Origin of the sequence: Salinispora tropica CNB-440, assembly GCF_000016425.1 — a bacterium.
In the GTDB taxonomy this organism is placed as follows: Bacteria; Actinomycetota; Actinomycetes; order Mycobacteriales; family Micromonosporaceae; genus Micromonospora; species Micromonospora tropica.
The window spans coordinates 4,476,063-4,498,502 of sequence record NC_009380.1; the positions used below are offsets into that span (position 1 = coordinate 4,476,063).

Below are 22,440 nucleotides of genomic sequence, written 5' to 3' on the forward strand. Positions count from 1 at the left end.
AAATCATGCCCTCCGACCGAGGTGGTCGCGGACGGGGAGACCCTCCCGCGACCCGCCCCGGATCATCGAACGGCTCAGACGAGCGTCACTCGCCAGTCGCCTTGGCGATGATCTCCCTCGCCACCGAGGCCGGAACCTCGGCGTAGGAGTCGAACTGCATGCTGAAGCTAGCCCGGCCCTGGGTCTTCGACCGCAGGTCGCCGACGTAGCCGAACATCTCCGACAACGGCACCAGGGAACGGACGACGCGGGCACCGCCGCGCTCCTCCATCGCCTGAATTATGCCGCGACGGGAGTTGATATCGCCGATGACATCACCCATGTTCTCCTCGGGAGTGGTGACCTCAACGGCCATCATCGGCTCGAGCAGCGCCGGATCAGCCTTGCGGGCCGCATCCTTCAGCACCATCGAACCGGCGATCTTGAACGCCATCTCGGACGAGTCGACCTCGTGGTACTGACCGTCGACCAGCGTCAGCTTCACCCCGACCAGCGGGAAGCCGGCCAGAATGCCGTACTGCATGGCATCCTGCGCACCCGCGTCCACCGAGGGGATGAACTCCCGCGGGATCCGACCGCCGGTTACGGCGTTGGCGAACTCGTAGGTCGGAGCCTCGTTGTCCAGGGGCAACGGCTCCAGGCTGATGATCACCCGGGCGTACTGGCCGGAACCACCAGTCTGCTTCTTGTGGGTGTATTCGACCTTCTCCACCTTGCGGCGGATGGTCTCGCGGTAGGCGACCTGTGGCATACCGATGTTCGCCTCGACGTTGAACTCGCGGCGCATCCGGTCCACCAGGATGTCCAGGTGCAGCTCACCCATGCCGGAGATGACCGTCTGCCCGGTCTCCTCGTCCAGCTTGACGCGGAAGGTCGGGTCCTCCTCGGCCAGCCGCTGGATGGCGGTGCTGAGCTTCTCCTGGTCGGCCTTGGTCTTCGGCTCGATAGCCACCTCAATGACCGGCTCCGGGAAGGTCATCGACTCGAGGATGACCGGATTCGCCGGGTCACAAAGGGTGTCACCGGTGGTGGTCTGCTTCAGACCCTGAACCGCGATGATGTCGCCAGCCTTGGCGGAGCCGCGCTCCTCCCGCTTGTTGGCGTGCATCTGGTAGATCTTGCCGATCCGCTCCTTGCGGTCCTTGGTGGAGTTGACCACCTGCGAACCGGTCTCCACCACACCGGAGTAGACCCGGACGTAGGTGAGCTTCCCAAGGTGCTTGTCGGTCTGGATCTTGAATGCGAGACCAGCGAAGGGCTCCGAGGTGGACGGCTTCCGCAGCATCGGGGTCTCACCGTCGGTCGCGGTGCCCTCGATCGCCGGGACGTCCAACGGCGACGGCAGGTAGTCGACCACGGCGTCGAGCATCGGCTGGACGCCCTTGTTCTTGAAGGCGGAGCCGCAGAGGACCGGGTTGGCCTTACCGGCGATGGTTGCCCGGCGGATGGCGGCCTTGATCTCCTCAACGGAGAACTCCTCGCCCTCCAGGTACTTCTCCATCACCGCGTCGTCGACGTCGGCCAACGTCTCCATCAGCTTCTCGCGCCACTCGGTGGCAACGTCGGCCAACTCGGCCGGGATCTCCTCGACCGCGTAGTCCTCACCCTTCTGGGTTTCCCCACGCCAGGTGAGGGCACGCATCCCGATCAGGTCGACGACGCCGATGTGCTCGGACTCAAGCCCAATCGGGACCTGGAGCACCAGCGGGGTGGCGTTGAGCCGGTCAACCATCATCTGGACGCAGCGGAAGAAGTCGGCACCGGTCCGGTCGAGCTTGTTGACGAAGCACATCCGCGGAACGTTGTACTTGTCGGCCTGACGCCAGACGTTCTCCGTCTGCGGCTCCACGCCGGCGACTCCGTCGTAGACCGCGACCGCACCATCCAGAACCCGCAGCGACCGCTCGACCTCGACCGTGAAGTCGACGTGGCCGGGCGTATCGATGATCTGAATCGTGTGGCCCTTCCACTCGCACTTCGTGGCGGCGGAAGTGATCGTGATACCGCGCTCCTGCTCCTGCGCCATCCAGTCCATGACGGCAGCGCCCTCATGAACCTCACCGATCTTGTAGGTGATACCGGTGTAGAACAGGATTCGCTCGGTGGTAGTGGTCTTACCGGCATCGATGTGCGCCATGATGCCGATGTTGCGTACGTTGGCGAGCGCGTCTGCGGCGGCCACTTCAATCCCTACTTATCGTCGTCTCGACACAACTGGTGTGGTTCCGGCGCCGAGACGGCGCCGGAACCCGGGTGTTACCAGCGGTAGTGCGCGAAGGCCTTGTTGGACTCGGCCATCTTGTGGGTGTCCTCGCGCCGCTTGACGGCGGCACCGAGACCGTTACTCGCGTCCAGCAGCTCGTTCATCAGCCGCTCAACCATGGTCTTCTCGCGCCGGGCGCGGGCGTAGGTGACCAGCCAGCGCAGGCCCAGGGTGGTGGCGCGGGCCGGGCGAACCTCGACCGGCACCTGGTAGGTGGCGCCACCGACTCGGCGGCTGCGCACCTCGAGCGTCGGCTTGACGTTGTCCATCGCTCGCTTGAGGGTGACCACCGGGTCGGTGCCGGACTTCTCCCGGCAGCCCTCCAGCGCCGCGTAGACGAGGGTCTCGGCCAGCTGACGCTTGCCACGCAGCAGAATCTTGTTCACCAACTGGGTGACCAGCGGCGAGTTGTACACCGGGTCAGCGACCAGCGGCCGCCGCGGAGCGGGTCCCTTACGCGGCATGTCAGCTCTTCTCCTTCTTCGCGCCGTAGCGGCTACGCGCCTGCTTACGGTTGCGGACACCCTGGGTGTCCAGCGAGCCACGGACGATCTTGTACCGCACACCGGGGAGGTCCTTCACCCGGCCACCGCGGACCAGCACGATCGAGTGCTCCTGGAGGTTGTGGCCGACGCCCGGAATGTAGGCGGTCACCTCGATCTGGCTGCTGAGCTTGACCCGAGCGACCTTACGCAGCGCCGAGTTCGGCTTCTTCGGGGTGGTGGTGTACACCCGGGTGCACACGCCCCGCCGCTGCGGGGACCCCTTCAGGGCGGGGGTTTTCGTCTTGGTCGTCTTGGCCTGACGGCCCTTTCGGACCAGCTGCTGAATGGTGGGCACCGGGTTTCTCCGCTCCCTTCGGCCGCCCAGAGGCGACCGCGCCGTCTGCTTCTAGCCGGCCGGATGGACGGCTCTCCTACATTCCAACCAGGGCCACCTGCCGGGGTCCCAGCACCCGCGGTCGGGCGTGTCGCCGATTCGCGGTTCTCCCGGTCGTCGTCGCTTGCGGGCGAAAACCGGGTTTGGTCACCGGCATGAGGTAGGCCGGATCTCTGGCTGTCGTCGTACGCCGCGAGAACACCGATCGAGCGAGATCCCAGCGCACGCACAAACTGCCCAGGCATGCCTGGGCACAAGGGGAAAGAGTACCTACCACAACCGCGCTGGTCAAAACGGGGCGGCTGGCGGGGTCACCCGCCAATCGAAACCGTTCGGCCTGCGCGCCCGTGCCGGGCACCTACCGAGTCGAGTGTACCGGCTTCACCCGGCAACAATCCCACGGCCCTCGGTTCCCAACAACCGGACAAAAAGCCATAGACCGGGCGGTCACGACAACGCCACGAGTAACACCAACCCAAGCCCGCCCACGTTGAGCAGCAGGCCGGCACCACCGCAGCTCACTCCGGCCCAGCCCAGTCCCCGACCGGCGAACCGGACCGCCGGTGGCGGCATCGGCCGGCTGATCTGCCGCAGCCCGAGCAGACCGGCGCCAACAGCACCCGCCCCGGTGAGGGCGCCCAGCACGGTAAAGGCGCCCGCGGCCCATGCGCCATCCCCGTCCGCCCCAGCCATGCCGACACAGACCACCAGCAACGAGACCAAAATCGAAACAATCCCCGCGACCAGGGACCCCACCGCGAGACCGGAGGTCACCGCCGGCACGTCGAGGTGTACGACCCCGAACGGCGTACCCGGCACCGCATCAACCCGCCTCGGCTGACCCAACGCGTCCCGCGGTGGAGGCGGAGACACCATCGGCAAAGGACCCCAACCGGGGGTTGCGGTCGGTGGCGTGCCCGCCGGACCGGACGGCGCTGGTGGCCGGGCCCAGGGGTCCGGCGTCGGCGCCCTCAGGCCCGGCGGACGGAGTTCGCCCTCCGCTGGCCCCTGCGGCCCGCCGGGCGCCGTCGGGTCGGTGCCCTGCGGGCGTGCCGGATCGGTCACAGGTCCTCCAAGTCGGCGGTCGACGCCAAGCGCCGAACATCGGTCAGGCTACCGTCGCACGGCCAGCGGGCGATGCCCGACGTGGTCGACGCTCCCGTGGTCAGTCCACGTTCGGGGCGAAATCCTGCTCGTAGGGGGCCTCCGCCAGCCGGATGACGCCGATCACCACCACGACAATCACCACGACCATGGTCAACACCAGGCCGGTCCAGGCCAGTCGCTCCCCTCGCCGCAGCCAGGCTGCACCGGTGAGAAACCCCCCAGACAGGTACGCCTCACGACGCGCCTGCCGCGCCAACATCAGTGCCACGCTTGCCGGTACCGCTCCCCCGACGCACAGACCCGTCAGCGCCCCGAACAGCCCGAGCGCGAAGACCGCCCGCGCCTTCGTCGACCGAACAGGATTCGGGTCGAGCGGGTGCCGGGCCAGCCCTGGCAGGACGACCGGGGTGGGCCCGGAAGCGGTGCTCATGCCCCCATCATGCCCGGGCCCGAATCAGTAGGAACAGACCTCGAGCCGGTTGCCAAGCGGATCACGGAACCAGAACCAGGTCACCGGCTGATCAGGGGCCTGGTTCAGCTCGCCGACCTCGGCCCCCCGCTCGATCAGCCATTGGCGGGCCGCGGCGGCGTCGGGGGCGTGGAAGTTGAAACCAGACCACTCGCCCCCCGCCGGGTTGAGCAGGGTCACCGGTGGGCCCTCGGGCGCCTGGAGCACCACGATGTGCGAGGTACGGAAGAGCTCCGGCCAGCCCAGGGTCTCCTGGTACCACCCGGCCACAGCATGTGGATCGTCAACCTTGACGAAGACGGTGTCTACCCTACGCAACGGACTGTCAGACATGCCGGGGACGGTACCGTCCGGCACCGACACCGCCAAAACACGACGCGGCCCCCGGCGATGCCGGGGGCCGCGTCGATCACTGTTTCTAGCGGTACGACCCGAAGTCAAAGTCGTCCAGCGGGACCGCCTGGCCACTGGCCGGTCCGAAGCCGTAATCGGTCTCCGGGTAACCGGTCATCGAGTAGACCTTGGCCTTCGCCTCCTCGGTCGGCTCGACCCGAACGTTGCGGTACTTGCTGATGCCAGTACCAGCCGGGATGAGCTTACCGATGATCACGTTCTCCTTGAGACCGATCAACGAGTCGCTGCGGGCGTGGATCGCCGCGTCCGTCAGCACCCGGGTGGTCTCCTGGAAGGAGGCCGCCGAGAGCCAGGAATCGGTGGCCAGAGAGGCCTTGGTGATACCCATCAGCACCGGACGGCCAGCGGCGGGCTCGCCGCCCTCGGAGACGAGTCGGCGGTTCTCCGACTCGAACAGCGCCCGGTCCACGAGCACGCCCGGCAGGAACTCGGTCGAGCCGGAGTCGATGACCGTCACCCGCTTGAGCATCTGCCGGATGATGATCTCGATGTGCTTGTCGTGGATCAGCACACCCTGCGAGCGGTAGACCTCCTGAACCTCCTGGGTCAGGTGGACCTGGACCGCACGCGGACCCAGGATGCGGAGCAGCTCGTGCGGGTCGATCGTACCCACGGTGAGCCTTTCGCCGACCTCGACGTGGTCGCCGTCGTTGGCCAGCAGTCGGACCCGCTTGGAGATCTTGTCGTAGGCGATCTCGTCACTGCCGTCGTCCGGCACCACAATGATCTTCCGAGACCGCTCGCCGTCCTCGATCCGGACCCGACCAGGGGTGTCCGCAATCGGGGCCTTGCCCTTCGGGATACGAGCCTCGAAGATCTCCTGGACCCGGGGCAGACCCTGGGTGATGTCCTCCCCAGCGACACCACCGGTGTGGAAGGTACGCATCGTGAGCTGCGTACCCGGCTCACCGATCGACTGGGCGGCGATGATGCCAACCGCCTCGCCGACGTCCACGGTCTTGCCGGTCGGGAGCGAACGGCCGTAGCAGGCCCCGCAGACGCCCAGCTTCGACTCACAGGTGAGCACGCTGCGGACCCGGACGGACTCCACCCCGGCGGCGACGATCTTGTCCACCAGGATCGAGTTGATGTCCGCGCCCCGCTCGGCGACGACGGTGCCGTCCGGCCCCTTGATGTCGTCCGCCAACGTACGGGCGTGCACGCTGGTCTCCGCGTGCTCGTGCACGACCAGCGAGCCGGCCTCCCCGGCCTGCTGACCCACCTGCATCGGAATGGCCCGGTCGGTGCCGCAGTCCTCCTCGCGGATGATCACGTCCTGCGAGACGTCCACCAGACGACGGGTCAGGTAACCCGAGTCGGCGGTACGCAGGGCGGTGTCCGCCAGGCCCTTGCGGGCACCGTGCGTGGAGATGAAGTACTCCAGTACCGACAGGCCCTCGCGGTAGGAGGCCTTGATCGGACGCGGGATGATCTCACCCTTCGGGTTCGCCACCAAGCCACGGATCGCGGCGATCTGCCGGAGCTGCAGCAGGTTACCGCGGGCTCCCGAATTGATCATCTTCCAGAGTGGGTTCTCCTGCGGTAGCGCGGTGTCCATCTCCTTGGCGACCTCGTTGGTCGCCTTGGTCCAGATCTCGATGAGCTCACCGCGACGTTCCTCGGCGGTCATCAGACCACGCTGGTACTGCTTGTCGATCCGGTCCGCTTCCTTCTCGTACCGACCGAGGATCTCCCGCTTGCGCGGCGGCGCAAGGACATCCTCCATCCCGATGGTCACGCCGGACCAGGTGGCCCAGTGGAAGCCGGCCTCCTTGAGACCATCCAGGGTGGCCGCGAGAGCGACCTTCGGGAAACGCTCGGCGAGGTCGTTGACGATCGCGGAGAGCTGACCCTTTCGGATCTCGTAGTTCACGAACCGGTAGCCCGGAGGCAGGGTCTCGTTGAACAGGACCCGACCGAGCGTCGTCTCCACCGTGATCGGGTCACCCTCGACCCAGCCCTCCGGCGCGGTCCACGGCTCGGCACCGGGGCCGCTCTCGACCCCGACGAGACCGCGCAGGCGGATCTTCACCGGCGCCTGCAGGTGCAGTTCCCCGTTGTCGAACGCCATCCGCGCCTCGGCGTCCGAGCTGAACGCCCGGCCCTCACCCCGCTCACCCGGAGTGCGGTGGGTGAGGTGGTAGAGACCGATGATCATGTCCTGGGTGGGCATGGTCACCGGCTTGCCGTCGGCCGGCTTGAGGATGTTGTTGGACGAGAGCATCAGGATCCGCGCCTCGGCCTGAGCCTCGGCCGACAGCGGCACATGGACCGCCATCTGGTCACCGTCGAAGTCGGCGTTGAACGCGGTGCAGACCAACGGGTGAATCTGGATCGCCTTGCCCTCGACCAGCTGCGGCTCGAACGCCTGGATACCCAGTCGGTGCAGGGTCGGCGCCCGGTTGAGCAGCACCGGGTGCTCGCCGATGACCTCCTCGAGGACATCCCAGACGACCGGCCGCTGCCGCTCGACCATCCGCTTGGCAGACTTGATGTTCTGCGCGTGGTTGAGATCCACCAGCCGCTTCATCACGAACGGCTTGAACAGCTCCAACGCCATCTGCTTGGGCAGGCCGCACTGGTGCAGCTTGAGCTTCGGACCGACCACGATGACCGATCGACCCGAGTAGTCGACCCGCTTACCGAGCAGGTTCTGCCGGAACCGGCCCTGCTTGCCCTTGAGCATGTCGGACAACGACTTGAGCGGACGGTTACCCGGACCGGTGACCGGTCGACCACGGCGACCGTTGTCGAACAACGCGTCAACGGCCTCCTGAAGCATCCGCTTCTCGTTGTTGACAATGATCTCGGGAGCGCCGAGGTCGATCAGCCGCTTGAGGCGGTTGTTCCGGTTGATCACCCGACGGTACAGGTCGTTCAGGTCGGAGGTCGCGAAGCGGCCACCGTCGAGCTGCACCATCGGGCGCAGGTCCGGCGGGATGACCGGGACGCAGTCCAGCACCATGCCGAGCGGCGAGTTGCTGGTGTTCAGGAACGCGGCGACCACCTTGAGTCGCTTGAGCGCCCGGATCTTCCGCTGCCCCTTACCGGTGCGGATGGTCTCCCGCAGGCTCTCCGCCTCGGCGTCGAGGTCCATGTTCTGGACCAGGGCCTTGATTGCCTCGGCCCCCATCCCACCGGTGAAGTACTCGCCGAACCGGTCGCGCAGCTCCCGGTAGAGCAACTCGTCGGTGACCAGCTGCTTCGGCTCCAGCTTGCGGAAGGTGTCCAGCACCTCGTCCAGGCGGTCGATCTCACGCTGGGCCCGGTCGCGGATCTGGCGCATCTCGCGCTCTCCGCCCTCCTTGACCTTGCGCCGGACGTCCGCCTTGGCGCCCTCGGCCTCCAGCTCGGCGAGGTCGGCCTCGAGCTTGCCAGCCCGCTTCTCGATCTCCGAGTCCCGGCTGTTCTCGGACTGCCGCTTCTCGGCGAGAATCTCGTTCTCGATGGTGGCGAGATCCCGGTGACGCGCCTCGGCGTCCACGCTCGTCACCACGTACGAGGCGAAGTAAATGATCTTCTCAAGATCCTTGGGGGCAAGATCCAACAGGTAACCCAGCCGGCTCGGCACGCCCTTGAAGTACCAGATGTGGGTCACCGAGGCAGCCAGCTCGATGTGCCCCATCCGCTCCCGGCGGACCTTGGACCGAGTCACCTCGACGCCGCAGCGCTCACAGATGATGCCCTTGAAGCGGACCCGCTTGTACTTGCCGCAGTAGCACTCCCAGTCCCGCTGAGGACCGAAGATCTTCTCGCAGAAAAGCCCGTCCTTCTCCGGCTTGAGAGTGCGGTAGTTGATCGTTTCCGGCTTCTTGACCTCGCCGTGGGACCACTGCCGGATGTCGTCGGCGGTGGCGAGGCCGATGCGCAGCTCGTCGAAGAAGTTGACGTCGAGCACGTTATATCCCTCGTGTCGTGTCTGGTCTCTAGCTAGGTCTCGGCGGGGTGGCGGGCCGGCCGACTCACTTCCGGATCAAGCCGGACGTGCAGGGCTCGGCCAGCCCGCAACCCTCGCCACTCACACCTCTTCGACCGAGCTCGGCTCGCGCCGGGACAGGTCGATGCCCAGCTCCTCCGCGGCCCGGAACACCTCGTCGTCGGTCTCCCGCATCTCCAGGGCCACACCGTCGCTGGAGAGCACCTCAACATTGAGGCAGAGCGACTGAAGCTCCTTGAGTAGCACCTTGAACGACTCCGGAATGCCCGGCTCCGGGATGTTCTCGCCCTTGACGATCGCCTCGTAGACCTTCACCCGGCCGAGGACGTCATCGGACTTGATCGTCAGCAGCTCCTGCAGCGCGTACGCGGCACCGTACGCCTGCATCGCCCAGCACTCCATCTCACCGAAGCGCTGGCCACCGAACTGCGCCTTACCACCCAGCGGCTGCTGCGTGATCATCGAGTACGGACCGGTCGACCGTGCGTGAATCTTGTCGTCGACCAGGTGGTTGAGCTTCAGGATGTAGATGTAGCCGACCGCAATCGGGTCCGGCAGCGGCTCACCGGAGCGACCGTCGAAGAGCTGGGCCTTGCCCGACGAACCGATCAGCTGCTTGCCATCCCGGTTGGCCCGGGTTGACGCGAGCAGACCGGAGATCTCCTCTTCGCGGGCACCGTCGAAGACCGGGGTGGCCACGTTGCTGTCGGGCTCGGACTCGTCGGCACTGATCGCCTGGAGCTGCCGCTTCCACTCGGCGTCGTCGCCCTCGACCTTCCACCCGGTCTTGGCCACCCAACCGAGGTGCGTCTCCAGCACCTGGCCGATGTTCATCCGGGATGGCACACCGAGCGGGTTCAGCACGATGTCGACCGGGGTCCCGTCCTCGAGGAACGGCATGTCCTCCACCGGCAGGATCTTGGAGATGACGCCCTTGTTGCCGTGCCGGCCGGCGAGCTTGTCGCCGTCCTGGATCTTCCGCTTCTGCGCGACGTAGACCCGGACCAGTTCGTTGACGCCCGGCGGCAGTTCGTCGCCGTCCTCGCGGGAGAAGGTACGCACACCGATGACCGTGCCGGTCTCGCCGTGCGGCACCTTCAGCGAGGTGTCCCGGACCTCACGCGCCTTCTCACCGAAGATCGCGCGGAGCAGCCGCTCCTCGGGGGTCAGTTCGGTCTCACCCTTGGGCGTGACCTTACCGACCAGGACGTCGCCGGGAACGACCTCGGCGCCGATCCGGATGATGCCCCGCTCATCGAGGTCGGCGAGCATCTCCTCGCTGACGTTCGGGATGTCACGGGTGATCTCTTCCGGGCCAAGCTTGGTGTCCCGGGCGTCAACCTCGTGCTCCTCGATGTGAATCGAGGTCAACACGTCCTGCTGCACGAGGCGCTGCGACAGAATGATCGCGTCCTCGTAGTTGTGGCCTTCCCAGGTCATGAACGCCACGAGCAGGTTACGTCCGAGCGCCATCTCGCCGTCGTCGGTACACGGACCGTCGGCGATCACCTGGCCGGCCTCGACCCGGTCACCCTCGAACACGACCGGCTTCTGGTTGACGCAGGAGCCGGCGTTGGAGCGGCGGAACTTGTGCAGCAGGTAGGTACGGCGGTGGCCGTCGTCCTGGTGCACGGTGATGTAGTCGGCGCAGAGGTCCTCAACCACGCCGCCGAACTCGGCGACCACCACGTCACCGGCGTCCACCGCGGCCCGGTACTCCATGCCCGTGCCGACCAGCGGCGCCTCGGCCTTGACCAGCGGCACCGCCTGACGCTGCATGTTCGCGCCCATCAGCGCGCGGTTGGCGTCGTCGTGCTCGAGGAACGGGATCATCGCGGTCGCGACCGAGGTCATCTGACGCGGCGACACATCCATGTAGTCCACGGCCGCCGGAGGCACATCCTCGGTCTCGCCGCCCTTACGACGGACCAGGACGCGTTCCTCGGCGAACGAGCCGTCCGCCCGCAGCGGCGCGTTGGCCTGCGCCTTGACGAAGCGGTCCTCCTCGTCCGCGGTCAGGTAGTCGATCTGGTCGGTGACCCGACCGTCCACGACCTTCCGGTACGGCGTCTCGATGAAGCCGAACGGGTTGACCCGGGCAAAGGTGGACAGCGCACCGATCAGCCCGATGTTCGGGCCTTCCGGCGTCTCGATCGGGCACATCCGGCCATAGTGCGACGGGTGCACGTCGCGGACCTCGAAGCCGGCCCGCTCCCGGGACAGACCACCGGGGCCGAGAGCACTCAGCCGACGCCGGTGGGTCAGGCCCGCCAACGGGTTGGTCTGATCCATGAACTGGGACAGCTGCGAGGTGCCGAAGAACTCCTTGATCGCCGCCACCACCGGGCGGATGTTGATCAGAGTCTGCGGCGTGATCGCCTCGACGTCCTGCGTGGTCATCCGCTCCCGAACGACCCGCTCCATCCGGGACAGGCCGACCCGAACCTGGTTCTGGATCAACTCGCCCACGGTACGGAGCCGACGGTTACCGAAGTGATCGATGTCGTCGGCCTCGTAGCCCTCCTCCCCGGCGTGCAGCCGGCAGAGGTACTCAACGGTGGCCACGATGTCGTCCTGGGTGAGCACCCCGGTGTCGATCGACAGGTCCAGTTCGAGCTTCTTGTTGAACTTGTACCGGCCGACCTTGGCGACGTCATACCGCTTCGGGTTGAAGAAGAGGTTGTCGAGCAGGGTCTGGGCGTTCTCCCGGGTCGGCGGCTCACCCGGACGCAGCTTGCGGTAGATGTCCAGCAGCGCCTCGTCCTGGCTGGCGATGTGGTCCTTCTCGAGCGTGGTCATCATCAGCTCGGACCAACCGAACCGCTCGCGGATCTGCTCCGCCGTCCAACCGATAGCCTTGAGCAGCACGGTGACGGCCTGCCGGCGCTTACGGTCGATGCGAACCCCGACGGTTTCGCGCTTGTCGATGTCGAACTCCAGCCAGGCACCCCGGCTCGGGATGACCTTCACGCTGGAGAGGTCGCGGTCGGAGGTCTTGTCCGGCTGCTTGTCGAAGTAGACACCCGGCGACCGGACAAGTTGGCTGACGACGACACGCTCGGTACCGTTGATGATGAAGGTGCCCTTCGGCGTCATCATCGGGAAGTCACCCATGAACACCGTCTGGCTCTTGATCTCGCCGGTGGTGTTGTTGGTGAACTCCGCGGTCACGAAGAGCGGGGCGCAGTAGGTGAGATCCTTCTCCTTGCACTCCTCGATCGAGGCTTTGACCTCGTCGAAGCGTGGGGCCGAGAAGGAGAGTGACATGGTGCCGGAGAAGTCCTCAATGGGACTGATCTCGTCGAGAATCTCCGCGAGACCCGAGCGCGCGTGCGGATCGTCCGCCGACCGGCCCTGCCAGGCCTCGTTGCCGACCAGCCAGTCAAAAGACTCGGTCTGAATGGCAAGGAGGTTGGGGACCTCGAGGTGTTCGGTAATCCGACCGAAAGAAACTCGGCGGGGAGCGAAAGCGCTCGACGTACGACTGGTCTTCGCAGGGCGGGAAGCTGCCAAGATGCGTCCTTCCGAGGACCGGTGCTGCAGAACGGCTGGTACGCGCGCACTCCAATAACCCCACCAGAAATATCCACAAACGGACATTTCCGAGCAGGGGTAATTTCGGAAGGCAGCGCAAACTAGCAGTGTAGCCGAGAGACTTGCCGCTGTCCAGCCAACCCCGCAGGTCATCGCGGAACGGGCCTCGGTACCTCATGCCGGGCCGCTCGGAACGCGACAATCCCACCGGGCCACCTGCGACCATCGGCCAATCACCTCGCCGATGCCCTCATCCAGGTGGCAGCTGTTTGCAAGCGCGGAAGGTCTTGCTGGTCTCAGCGTGCCTGCCGGGGCCGGGCCGCGTCAAGAGCCGACTACGGCCCGCTGTGCCCCCCCTGCCCCCAGCCGGCGCCGGGTACGCCCGCACAACCGCGTGGACCGCACAGCGGCCCAGTTCGGCGGCGGCAACCCGCGCGACCAACACGGGCGGGCGGCGATCCGCTGATCGGATCGCCGCCCGTCGTGCCGCAGTGCGCCCCGGCTCACGTGTACCGGGACGCCCTTCAGGGTTGGAACAAGGTCACTTGAGGGTGACCTTGGCACCCTCACCCTCGAGCTTGGCCTTGGCCTTCTCGGCGGTCTCCTTGTTGGCCTTCTCCAGGACCGGCTTCGGCGCGGCCTCAACCAGGTCCTTGGCCTCCTTGAGGCCCAGGCCGGTCAGCTCACGCACGACCTTGATGACCTGGATCTTCTTGCCACCGTCGGCCTCGAGGACGACGTCGAACTCGTCCTTCTCCTCCTCGACCGGGGCAGCGCCACCGGCGACCGGGGCGCCAGCGGCCACGGCGACCGGAGCCGCGGCGGTGACCTCGAAGGTCTCCTCGAACTGCTTCACGAACTCAGAGAGCTCGATCAGCGTCATCTCCTTGAACGCGTCGAGCAGCTCGTCGGTGCTGAGCTTCGCCATGTCTGGCGTCCTTTCTCAAGTGGTGTTGCTAAGAATCGTGTGCGCCGGGGAAGCCTCAGGCCGCCTCGGCGCCCTCCTTCTCGCGCTTGTCCTGCAGGGCAGCTGCCAGGCGGGCCGTCTTGGCCATCGGCGCCTGGAACAGCGACGCGGCCTTGCTCAGGTTGCCCTTCATGGCACCGGCCAGCTTGGCCAGCAGCACCTCGCGGGACTCCAGGTCGGCGAGCTTCGTGACCTCGGCCGCAGAGATGGCCTTGCCCTCGAAAACACCGCCCTTGATGACCAGCTTCGGGTTGGTCTTCGCGAACTCGCGAAGACCCTTGGCCGCCTCGACGACATCGCCCGAAACGAAAGTCAGCGCGGTAGGACCGGTGAACAGCTCGTCGAGCCCGGAGATACCCGCGTCCACCGCAGCACGCTTGGCCAGCGTGTTCTTGGCGATGGTGTAGGTGGTCTCCGTACCGAGCGAGCGCCGCAGCTGGGTGAGCTGGGAGACCGTCAGACCACGGTACTCGGTCAGCACGGTCGCGCCCGCGTTGCGGAAGCTCTCGGTCAGCTCGGCGACGGCCGTGGCCTTGTCGGCCCGGATCGGCTTGTCCGCCATGTCCCTCCTCTCTCGTTGCTCCAGGCTGGTCACCGTCATCGGCGGTAGCCGACGGCGGATCCGGAGGAAACACGGCAACGAGAAAAGCCCCGGCGCAGGGCGCACGGGGCGAAAGGCTGGTGCTGACACCACAGTCGGCGGACCGTGGGAGACAACCGATTTTCGCTTACCGCCCTGCGCGGGTCGCCCGTCGTCGCGGAACCTTCGACCGTGCCGAGGCACGGTGACCAGCGGTCTCTGGGTGGAACTTCGCGACAAGAATACGCGATGCCCACGGCGGCCGCCACACCACCCCCGCGAGCCCTGCCGCCCCCACCGCTGCGCCGGCCACCAGGTGGTCAGCCGAAAGCCGAACGGGGCCCACCAGCTGGCAGGGCCCCGTTCAACGCCGTCGTGCTCAGCCCTCGGCGGAGTTCTCCCGCAGGTTCTTCACCACGTTCGGGTCGATCGGAACACCCGGGCCCATCGTGGTGGTGAGGGTGACCTTCCTCAGGTACTTACCCTTGGCCGCGGACGGCTTCGCCCGCAGGATCTCGTCGAGAACCGCAGCGTAGTTGTCCACCAGCTGGCTCTCGGAGAACGAGGCCTTGCCGATGATCAGGTGCAGGTTGGAGTGCTTGTCCACCCGGAAAGCGATCTTCCCGCCCTTGATGTCCGCAACGGCCTTGGTGACGTTCATCGTCACCGTGCCGGTCTTCGGGTTCGGCATGAGACCGCGCGGGCCCAGGATCCGCGCGATCCGACCGATCTTGGCCATCTGGTCCGGCGTGGCGATCGCGGCGTCGAAATCAAGCCATCCGCCCTGGATCCGGGCGACCAGCTCGTCCGTGCCTACCTCGTCGGCACCCGCGGCGACGGCCTCCTCGGCCTTCGCGCCGGCGGCGAACACGATCACACGCGCGGTCTTACCCGTGCCGTGCGGCAGGTTGACCGTGCCGCGAACCATCTGGTCCGCCTTACGCGGGTCGACGCCGAGGCGCATCGCGACCTCGACCGTGGCGTCGAACTTGACGGAGGTGGTCTCCTTGGCCAGCTTGACGGCCTCGGCGGGCGTGTACAGCTTCGACCGGTCGATGGCCGCAGCCGCCTTACGGTAGTTCTTGCTGTGCTGCATCTGTGGTTACTCCTGTGGTCTCTGGCGGGCCGCGGCGCTCGCGAGCCCTCCCACAAACGGGATCGGCGGTCAGCTGGGTCAGTCGACGACGTTCAGGCCCATCGACCGGGCGGTGCCGGCGATGATCTTCTCGGCCTGGTCGAGGTCGTTGGCGTTGAGGTCAGCCATCTTCTTCTCGGCGATCTCCCGCAGCTGGGCGCGGCTGACCTGGCCGACCTTCTCCATGTGCGGGACACCCGAGCCCTTCGCCACACCAGCAGCCTTGATCAGCAGCCGGGCAGCGGGCGGGGTCTTCAGCACGAAGGTGAACGTGCGGTCCTCGTAGACGCTGATCTCGGCGGGGACGATGTCGCCCCGCTGGGACTCGGTCTGCGCGTTGTAGGACTTGCAGAACTCCATGATGTTCACACCGTGCTGACCCAGCGCGGGGCCGACCGGCGGCGCCGGGGTGGCCTGGCCCGCCGGCAGCTGAAGCGTGAACGTCTTGACGAGCTTCTTCTTCGGAGGCATGTCACTTCCTGGGACGTGAAACGGGAATTCGCACCGCCCGTCGGGCATGCACGGTCAGCATGCCGCGTAGACGGCGACGTTCTAGGGTAGCGCACGCCGAATGCCGGTCCGCCGGGGTCCGGCTGGCAGCCGCACTGGCCAGAAACGAGGACGTCGGCGGCGGGTAGGCACCCACCGCCGACGTACCGGAAGTCAGATCTTGGCGACCTGGTTGAAGTTCAGCTCCACCGGTGTCTCTCGACCGAAGATCGACACCAGCACCTTGAGCTTCTGCTGGTCAGCATTGATCTCGCTGATCGTCGCCGGCAGCGAGGCGAAGGCGCCGTCGGTGACGGTAACCGAGTCGCCAACCTCAAAGTCGAGGACCTTGACCTCGGGCTTCGCCTTCTTCTCCACCGCCTCGACTGCTGGCGCCAGCCACTTCAACACCTCGTCAAGGCTGAGCGGCGCAGGACGGTCGGCCCGGTCGGTGGCGCCCACGAAGCCGGTCACGCCTGGCGTGTTCCGCACGCAGGAGTACGACTCGGCGGTGAGCTCCATTCGAACCAGGATGTAGCCGGGGAAGACCTTGGCCTGAACCTGGGAACGCTTGCCGTTCTTGACCTCGACCTCGTCCCGGGTCGGCACCTCGACCTGGTAGATGTAGTCCTCCATGTCGAGGGAGGTGATCCGGGTCTCGAGGTTGGTCTTGACCTTGTTCTCGTAGCCGGCGTACGAGTGCACCACATACCAGTCGCCCGGGGCGTAGCGCAGCTTCTGGCGCAGCTCGGCAACCGGGTCGAACTCGGGCTCCTCGGCCGGCTCGCTGGCGCTGTCGGAGAGCTCCGGCTCGCTGGCGGCCTCAACCGACATGTCACCAGCCGCGGTCGCAACCGTGGACTGCTCGTCCACGGGCTCGGCGGTCTCGTCGTACTCAGGCACGCTTGCTCACTTCCGTCACTATCAGCACAGTCAGCCGGTCAGCCGGGGTTACCAAAGACCCACAGCACACCCTCGGCGAAGGCGAGGTCCAGGCCAGCCACGATCGCCAGCATCACAGCGACGAACACGATCACCACGGAGGCGTAGGTCAACAACTCCTTGCGAGTCGGCCAGATGACCTTACGCAGCTCAGCCACAACCTCGCGGACGAATCGCACGACTCGACCGATCGGCCCAACCTTGTCACCCTGGGTACGACTCTTCGGCCGGTCGACCGACTCCGCCCGGGACTGCGAGCTGGTCGCACCGTCACCCCGGGAGGCTGACTCCTCGTCGGCGTCGGCATCGCCGGCGGCGTCCAGCTCGCCGTCCAGACGCTCGTCGTCGGCATCCTCGCCACGCCGCTTGTTGTCGGCCACATCGCCCTCCGTCGCGGGATGTCGGTTCGCACGCCGTCACAGCATACGCGGCGTCTGGTCACGCCGGCCGGCCCGACCGTCCGCGACGGCCGTAGCCAGCGGTCCGAACCGGGGGCCCGAGTGTCTCGGAGCCGCCCCGCCGATACCACCACCACGGGCCGGACGCCGCCAACCGGCGACGCGACCCACGAAACGATCAGGCCTGAGGCGCAGGGGTGACAGGACTTGAACCTGCAGCCTGCGGTTTTGGAGACCGCTGCTCTGCCAATTGAGCTACACCCCTGTGCGGCGGACGTCACCTCACCCCGCCAACAGGCCGGGCAGGGTCACGTGCCCCACGGCGGACCAGTGTACGGGTAGTGGCACGACTTTCCCAACCGGTCCACCCCTCGCGCGTCGAAGATCGATCAGCCGGGCGTCCGGATGGTCGCTCTCGCCTGCGACAACACCTTCTCCCCTCGGCAGGTCGCGGTGATGTCGATCCTGGTCAAGCCCGCATCGGTGACCTCCCGAACCGCCGCCGTCACCTCGATCTCGGTGCCCTGCTCATCATCGGGGACAACGACCGGCCGGGTGAACCGGACCCCGTAGTCGACCACCGCGTCAGCAGCGCCGGCCCACTCGGCGACGGCCCGGCCCACCAACGCCATCGTGAACATGCCGTGGGCGATCACGCCGGGCAGCCCGACCGAGGTGGCGATCCGGTCGCTCCAGTGGATCGGGTTGAAGTCTCCCGAGGCACCCGCGTAGCGGACCAGGTCCGCCCGCGTTACCCGGAAAGTCTTGGTTGGCAGCTCCATCTCAGCCCTCCCCCCGTACGACGATCTTCGACCAGACGGTGACCACCGACTCACCGTCGGGCGTGGTGACCTCGGTGCGGGTGGTCAGGAACCCGTGACCGCCGCGGGTGCTGACATCCTCGATGGTGTTGACGCAGACCAGCTCGTCCCCCGCCACGACCGGGCGGGTGTAGGCAAAGCGCTGATCGCCGTGAACCACCCGGCTGTAGTCGACACCGAGGTCCGGATCCTCAACGATCTGGCGGGTGGCGGCCATGGTGACCAGGACCGGAAACGTCGGCGGGGCGACCACGTCCGGATGGCCGAGCGCGCGAGCGGCAGTCGGATCGTGGTGGGCCGGTTCGGTAGCGCCGATCGCGGTCGCGAACTCACGAATCTTCTCTCGGCCCACCTGATAGGGGGCGGTCGGCGGATAGGTCCGGCCGACGAAGGAGGGGTCCAGGGACATGCCGCGAAAATACACGCAGAACACGGCCGCCGATCCACCCGACCGGCGGTGTCAAAGCCACGCGGGTCGGAGAATCGGCGACCGTGGGTGTCTCAGCGGCAGACCGCCAAGGTCAGCGGGTCTCGCGGTGGATCGTGTGCCGGCCCTCGCGCGGGCAGAACTTCTTCAGCTCGATACGGTCCGGGTCGTTACGCCGGTTCTTGCGCGTGATGTAGTTGCGCTCCTTGCACTCCACACACGCCAAAGTGATCTTCGGCCGGACATCGGTCGCCTTCGCCACGGCGGAGTGCCTTCCTCGTTAATGGGTGACAACTACGGGCGCATCAGCCTACGTGCTGAGCACGTGGACATGCAAAGCGGGCGCCAAAAGCGCCCGTCCCATCATCCGCCGGGTGAGGCCCGATGGACGAAAGTAGCGGTGGCCGGACTTGAACCGGCGACACAGCGATTATGAGCCGCTTGCTCTGCCACCTGAGCTACACCGCCGGGTGGGTCCAGCCGGACCCTCTGAGCCCCCTTACGGAATCGAACCGTAGACCTTCTCCTTACCATGGAGACGCTCTGCCGACTGAGCTAAGGGGGCCTGCGCAACCACTCGGTGGCCGTGCAGAGGTAAGCCTACACGGCGGGATCGCGGAGCTGAAATCGGATCCCCCGGCAGCCCCTGGACGCCACTCACGGCACGACCCGAAGTCGTGGCGGCTCCCCCGCCGCCACCGCCTCCGACTCCACCTGGGCGCCGAACCACGCCTCCAGCCGCTCATAGGGCAACGGGCGGCTGAACAGGAACCCCTGCCCGTACTCACACCCAATGTCCTGGAGGAGTTCCAAGGTCAACTCGCTCTCCACGCCCTCGGCAACCACTGCAAGGCCGAACTGCTGGGAGAGCGTGACCACCGCGTTGACGATGGCCAGGTCTCCGGGGTCGGTCGCCATCCCCTGCACAAACCGGCGATCGACCTTCACCTCGTGCACGGGGAGCCGGCGCAGGTGCACAAGCGACAAGTCACCCGTGCCAAAGTCATCCACCGACAGGCGGACTCCCAACTCACGCAGGCACCGCAGGATCGGAATGGGGCGGTCGGTGCCGTCCAGCACCCCGGACTCCCGAATCTCCAACGTGAGCCGCTGCGGCGGCACGCCGTACTCCTCGAGCAGTTCCCGCACCCGCTCCGGGAAGTGCCGGTCGGTCAGCGTACGCGGGGAGAGGTTGACCGCGACGGAGAGCGGGTGACCACCGTGCGCCCAGTCACGGCTACGCCGTAGCCCCTCCCGGAGTACGAACTCGGTGAGCCGCCCCAGTTGACCGATGTGCTCCGCGACCGCCACGAAGTCCTCCGGCGAGACTGACCCGTGGGCGCCGCCCTCCCAGCGGGCAAGGCACTCGACGCCGACCAACCGCCGATCCCGCAGGTTGACCTTGGGCTGGAAGTACACCTCCAACTCATTGTTGTCCAGGGCCCGCCGCAGGTCACCGGCGAGACCAAGCCGCCGCAACGACCGGGACTCCAGCGCCGGATTGAACAGTTGGACGTTCCCCGAGGCGGACCTGGCCGCCGTCACGGCCAGATCGGCCCGCTGCAGCAGCACGGCGGCCCCACTGCCGTGATCCGGGTGGACGGTGATACCCACCGCCGTATCCACGTCGAGGGCGAGCCCGTCGAAGGTCACCACAGCCCGGATCTGCTCCCGCATCCGAGCCGCCAGGTCCCGGGCCTCAGCGGCGTCCGCCAGCCGGAGGGTCACGAGAAACTCGTCCCCGCCAACCCGACCCACCAGCGCAGAGGACGGCGCACGGGACCGAAGCCGCGCGGCGACCTCGACCAACACCTTGTCCCCAGCGGCGCGCCCGAGGGACTCGTTGACCTCGCGGAGTCGATCCACGTCGAAGAGCAGCAGCGCCACCACCTCGCCCGGCGCTCGGATCTTGACCGCCTCGTCGAGTGCCTCGGTGACTCGCCGCCGGTTGGGCAGCTTGGTGAGCGTGTCGTGGTAGGCGTCGTACCGCAGCCGGTCGACCAGCCGGGAATTCTCGAGTGCGACCGCGGTGTGCGCGGCGACGGTCTCGAAGACGGGGATGTCCTCCGGGGTGAAGTGACCGCCGTCACTGAGCCGGTTGACGACCTCCAGTGTGCCGATGACGGCCTTTCCCGACCGCAACGGAACGACGATCACGTCCTTCACCCCGTGCCCGGCCAGATCCCGCGAGATGTCGGGAAATTTCGGAAGAGCCCGCCCGGCGGCGAGGGTCTCACCGGACTCCCGGACCTGCTCACGCAGGTCAGCAGGGGTCGGTGCGACATCGAGCAGGCCCCGGTCGTCCACCCGGGCGCTGAGCAACATCTCGGGATAGCGCCCCAGCGCGGGGAGCCACAGGGTCGCGTACTCGGCCTGCATCAGCGCCCGGATTCGGCCAAGCAGGACGTCGGCGATGGCGCCTTCCCGACCACCCTCGGTCATCGCCCGGGTCAGCTCGTACATGCTACTGAGCATGCGATGCTGCCGGAGGAACTGCGCGTACGACCGGTATATCACCACCATCGCGACGGCCAGCACGGCGATCAACAACATCGACCACCAGGTCGACTCCAACGCCAGCAGCAGGACCAGACCGATCAACACGTTGATGGAGTTGACCAGCAGCGGCACCGGGGACCTGCGGAACAACTCCCAGCCGGCCTGCCAGCCGTGCAACAGACTCACGACTCCACTGATCGCGATCAGGGAAACCACCGAGTTCACCGTCACCGCGGCGAACAGGACCGCCCACGTCCGAGGACCGACTCCATCAACGCCGGAGAGCCCAACCAGGACGACGCCACCGAGTGAGGCGGCCGCACCCTTGCAGGCCACGTTGAACCAGACCTTCACCGCGGCGAGCCGACGCCAGTACTGCGCGACAATGGCGGACAGCACCATGATCGCCACAACTGTCAACGGCGGCAGGTAGTAGAAAGCCAGCACGAGTGGGATCTCGGTGGCGATCACCTCGAGCGCCTGGCGGCGTACGACGATCTGCAGGACGTGCGTGCTCGCCGCGACCATCGCGACGAGCAGAGCCGTGGTGATGGTTAGGTTGCCGAGCGACGACTCGGTCGCGAGCGCCAGGACGACGGTACAAAACACCGCAACCATCGCCAGTGGGGCGGTGATCAGCCAGACCTGCTCGGTGGTCCTACGCACCGGCGGGGAACTGTCTGACATACCGCCTCCTGGTCGGCGGTGCGGACGCTAGCGAACTACTGCCCTTCCTCCGAAGCGGGGGCGCTCCAGCTGAAGTCGGCAAGCTGGGCGCTCGAATCCAGGGCCAGCAGGCCACCCGCGAAAGCAGCCACAACCGCGAACGCGAGGACGGCACCACGCCAGCGGCGCGTCGTTTCAGACATAAGTGAACTCCTGTCGAGGGGACCGGAGGTTGTAACCGGTGCCACGATGGTGCCACACGTGAATCGCCCGGCAAAGCCACCGGGGCCACTACCACAGCCAAACGAAAGGCCCGGCTGAACGGACTCATACGGACAGCACGGGACGAAACCGATCCTTACCATCACCTGCCGCTGTCCAGCCACGGCGCCCTCGGGTGCAGCTCGACGGTTCCGGGGTATGTCAACCGCCATGCCAAAACAGGAGAGGTCAGTGGACGCGGAACACTCCCGGCCGGCAGGGGTCAGTGACACAACCGTCGAAGCGCTGGGCGAGTTGAGCGAGGCGTTGGAGAAGATTCATCGAGTACGCGGCCACCTCTATTCCGCACACCAGCTCGTCGGCGGAGCAGATCTCACCCTCGACCGGGTGGTGCGGCTGCTCCGGGAGGCCGGGCACGACGACATGGCCGACCGGGTCGAGCATGAGCTGCTGGGCCGCAACGTGCTACCCGGACGGTGGACGTTCCAGGTCGTGGAGGAGTTCGACGACGGCTACTACGCGACGTTCCAGGACATCGAGCGGGACACCCGGGAACGCCTGGCCGGCGGGCGGCGACACATCTACGAGGCGGAGATGAAACAGCGGCGCCGCACCCACGGATTGCCGGGGCACGAGGCCACGCCGGAGACCGGAGCGGAGTGATCCGGCACGGGCAGCGCCACCTGGACTG

The 22,440-nt window shown here is 66.8% G+C and carries 20 protein-coding genes and 3 tRNA genes; 1 reads left to right on the forward strand and 22 read right to left on the reverse strand.

The window, feature by feature from the left end; translation table 11 throughout:
• Positions 1 to 85 precede the first annotated feature (85 nt).
• The 22 genes from fusA to STROP_RS25250 form a co-directional block, all read right to left on the reverse strand.
• Complete coding sequence (gene fusA / locus STROP_RS19750) at positions 86 to 2,182, reverse strand: elongation factor G (protein ID WP_012015127.1); 2,097 nt, start codon at positions 2,180 to 2,182, stop codon at positions 86 to 88.
• A gap of 74 nt (positions 2,183 to 2,256) precedes the next feature.
• Positions 2,257 to 2,727: a 30S ribosomal protein S7 gene (gene rpsG, locus STROP_RS19755; protein WP_012015128.1), complete on the reverse strand. Its 471-nt coding sequence runs from the start codon at positions 2,725 to 2,727 to the stop codon at positions 2,257 to 2,259.
• A gap of 1 nt (position 2,728) precedes the next feature.
• Entirely contained in the window at positions 2,729 to 3,103 is a 375-nt protein-coding gene (gene rpsL, locus STROP_RS19760) for a 30S ribosomal protein S12 (RefSeq protein ID WP_007465318.1), read from the reverse strand.
• 486 nt (positions 3,104 to 3,589) lie between these two features.
• The gene (locus tag STROP_RS19765; RefSeq protein WP_012015129.1) at positions 3,590 to 4,018 is read right to left on the reverse strand and encodes a phage holin family protein; all 429 of its coding nucleotides are present in this window, start codon (positions 4,016 to 4,018) and stop codon (positions 3,590 to 3,592) included.
• A 289-nt stretch (positions 4,019 to 4,307) separates the two neighbouring features.
• A complete protein-coding gene (locus STROP_RS19770; RefSeq protein WP_012015130.1) occupies positions 4,308 to 4,679 on the reverse strand; it encodes a hypothetical protein in 372 nt (123 codons plus the stop codon).
• 24 nt (positions 4,680 to 4,703) lie between these two features.
• The gene (locus STROP_RS19775) at positions 4,704 to 5,051 is read right to left on the reverse strand and encodes a VOC family protein (protein WP_026275345.1); all 348 of its coding nucleotides are present in this window, start codon (positions 5,049 to 5,051) and stop codon (positions 4,704 to 4,706) included.
• Positions 5,052 to 5,136: 85 nt separating this feature from the next.
• Positions 5,137 to 9,030 carry a DNA-directed RNA polymerase subunit beta' gene (locus STROP_RS19780; protein ID WP_012015132.1) on the reverse strand — a complete coding sequence of 1,298 codons (3,894 nt, stop codon included), beginning with the start codon at positions 9,028 to 9,030 and terminating at the stop codon, positions 5,137 to 5,139.
• Between the two features lie 120 nt (positions 9,031 to 9,150).
• The gene (gene rpoB / locus STROP_RS19785; RefSeq protein WP_012015133.1) at positions 9,151 to 12,582 is read right to left on the reverse strand and encodes a DNA-directed RNA polymerase subunit beta; all 3,432 of its coding nucleotides are present in this window, start codon (positions 12,580 to 12,582) and stop codon (positions 9,151 to 9,153) included.
• Positions 12,583 to 13,144: 562 nt separating this feature from the next.
• Positions 13,145 to 13,531 carry a 50S ribosomal protein L7/L12 gene (gene rplL, locus STROP_RS19790; protein WP_012015134.1) on the reverse strand — a complete coding sequence of 129 codons (387 nt, stop codon included), beginning with the start codon at positions 13,529 to 13,531 and terminating at the stop codon, positions 13,145 to 13,147.
• 55 nt (positions 13,532 to 13,586) lie between these two features.
• Entirely contained in the window at positions 13,587 to 14,132 is a 546-nt protein-coding gene (rplJ, locus tag STROP_RS19795) for a 50S ribosomal protein L10 (protein ID WP_012015135.1), read from the reverse strand.
• A gap of 397 nt (positions 14,133 to 14,529) precedes the next feature.
• Complete coding sequence (rplA, locus tag STROP_RS19800; protein WP_012015136.1) at positions 14,530 to 15,246, reverse strand: 50S ribosomal protein L1; 717 nt, start codon at positions 15,244 to 15,246, stop codon at positions 14,530 to 14,532.
• A 78-nt stretch (positions 15,247 to 15,324) separates the two neighbouring features.
• Positions 15,325 to 15,756, reverse strand: a complete 432-nt coding sequence (rplK, locus tag STROP_RS19805; protein WP_012015137.1) for a 50S ribosomal protein L11 — start codon at positions 15,754 to 15,756, stop codon at positions 15,325 to 15,327.
• A 192-nt stretch (positions 15,757 to 15,948) separates the two neighbouring features.
• On the reverse strand, positions 15,949 to 16,677 hold the full coding sequence (gene nusG / locus STROP_RS19810; protein WP_012015138.1) for a transcription termination/antitermination protein NusG: 729 nt from the start codon (positions 16,675 to 16,677) through the stop codon (positions 15,949 to 15,951).
• 38 nt (positions 16,678 to 16,715) lie between these two features.
• The gene (gene secE, locus STROP_RS19815) at positions 16,716 to 17,096 is read right to left on the reverse strand and encodes a preprotein translocase subunit SecE (protein WP_012015139.1); all 381 of its coding nucleotides are present in this window, start codon (positions 17,094 to 17,096) and stop codon (positions 16,716 to 16,718) included.
• A gap of 210 nt (positions 17,097 to 17,306) precedes the next feature.
• Positions 17,307 to 17,379: transfer RNA gene (locus STROP_RS19820), tRNA-Trp, on the reverse strand.
• A gap of 124 nt (positions 17,380 to 17,503) precedes the next feature.
• Entirely contained in the window at positions 17,504 to 17,896 is a 393-nt protein-coding gene (locus STROP_RS19825) for a MaoC family dehydratase (protein ID WP_012015140.1), read from the reverse strand.
• Position 17,897: 1 nt separating this feature from the next.
• Complete coding sequence (locus tag STROP_RS19830) at positions 17,898 to 18,344, reverse strand: MaoC family dehydratase N-terminal domain-containing protein (protein WP_026275346.1); 447 nt, start codon at positions 18,342 to 18,344, stop codon at positions 17,898 to 17,900.
• Between the two features lie 112 nt (positions 18,345 to 18,456).
• Positions 18,457 to 18,624 carry a 50S ribosomal protein L33 gene (rpmG, locus tag STROP_RS19835; RefSeq protein ID WP_012015142.1) on the reverse strand — a complete coding sequence of 56 codons (168 nt, stop codon included), beginning with the start codon at positions 18,622 to 18,624 and terminating at the stop codon, positions 18,457 to 18,459.
• A gap of 133 nt (positions 18,625 to 18,757) precedes the next feature.
• Positions 18,758 to 18,830, reverse strand: a tRNA-Met gene (locus STROP_RS19840).
• A gap of 24 nt (positions 18,831 to 18,854) precedes the next feature.
• Positions 18,855 to 18,927 (reverse strand) — tRNA-Thr (locus STROP_RS19845).
• Between the two features lie 92 nt (positions 18,928 to 19,019).
• Positions 19,020 to 21,548 carry a putative bifunctional diguanylate cyclase/phosphodiesterase gene (locus tag STROP_RS19850; protein ID WP_012015143.1) on the reverse strand — a complete coding sequence of 843 codons (2,529 nt, stop codon included), beginning with the start codon at positions 21,546 to 21,548 and terminating at the stop codon, positions 19,020 to 19,022.
• Positions 21,549 to 21,583: 35 nt separating this feature from the next.
• Positions 21,584 to 21,730 (reverse strand): hypothetical protein, encoded by a 147-nt coding sequence (locus STROP_RS25250; RefSeq protein WP_018831291.1) that lies wholly within the window; start codon positions 21,728 to 21,730, stop codon positions 21,584 to 21,586.
• Positions 21,731 to 21,947: 217 nt separating this feature from the next.
• On the opposite strand from STROP_RS25250, the gene STROP_RS19855 reads away from it, so the two are divergent.
• Entirely contained in the window at positions 21,948 to 22,412 is a 465-nt protein-coding gene (locus STROP_RS19855; RefSeq protein WP_029126273.1) for a hypothetical protein, read from the forward strand.
• Positions 22,413 to 22,440 lie beyond the last annotated feature (28 nt).

Bases quoted from the DNA above. Each gene is read 5' to 3' on its own strand.
- rpsG (WP_012015128.1), bottom strand. From the start codon at position 2,727: ATGCCGCGTAAGGGACCCGCTCCGCGGCGGCCGCTGGTCGCTGACCCG.
- STROP_RS19765 (WP_012015129.1), bottom strand. From the start codon at position 4,018: ATGGTGTCTCCGCCTCCACCGCGGGACGCGTTGGGTCAGCCGAGGCGG.
- STROP_RS19770 (WP_012015130.1), bottom strand. From the start codon at position 4,679: ATGAGCACCGCTTCCGGGCCCACCCCGGTCGTCCTGCCAGGGCTGGCC.
- STROP_RS19775 (WP_026275345.1), bottom strand. From the start codon at position 5,051: ATGTCTGACAGTCCGTTGCGTAGGGTAGACACCGTCTTCGTCAAGGTT.
- rplL (WP_012015134.1), bottom strand. From the start codon at position 13,531: ATGGCGAAGCTCAGCACCGACGAGCTGCTCGACGCGTTCAAGGAGATG.
- rplJ (WP_012015135.1), bottom strand. From the start codon at position 14,132: ATGGCGGACAAGCCGATCCGGGCCGACAAGGCCACGGCCGTCGCCGAG.
- rplA (WP_012015136.1), bottom strand. From the start codon at position 15,246: ATGCAGCACAGCAAGAACTACCGTAAGGCGGCTGCGGCCATCGACCGG.
- rplK (WP_012015137.1), bottom strand. From the start codon at position 15,756: ATGCCTCCGAAGAAGAAGCTCGTCAAGACGTTCACGCTTCAGCTGCCG.
- STROP_RS19825 (WP_012015140.1), bottom strand. From the start codon at position 17,896: ATGGAGCTGCCAACCAAGACTTTCCGGGTAACGCGGGCGGACCTGGTC.
- STROP_RS19830 (WP_026275346.1), bottom strand. From the start codon at position 18,344: ATGTCCCTGGACCCCTCCTTCGTCGGCCGGACCTATCCGCCGACCGCC.
- STROP_RS19850 (WP_012015143.1), bottom strand. From the start codon at position 21,548: ATGTCAGACAGTTCCCCGCCGGTGCGTAGGACCACCGAGCAGGTCTGG.
- STROP_RS25250 (WP_018831291.1), bottom strand. From the start codon at position 21,730: ATGTCTGAAACGACGCGCCGCTGGCGTGGTGCCGTCCTCGCGTTCGCG.
- STROP_RS19855 (WP_029126273.1), top strand. From the start codon at position 21,948: ATGTCAACCGCCATGCCAAAACAGGAGAGGTCAGTGGACGCGGAACAC.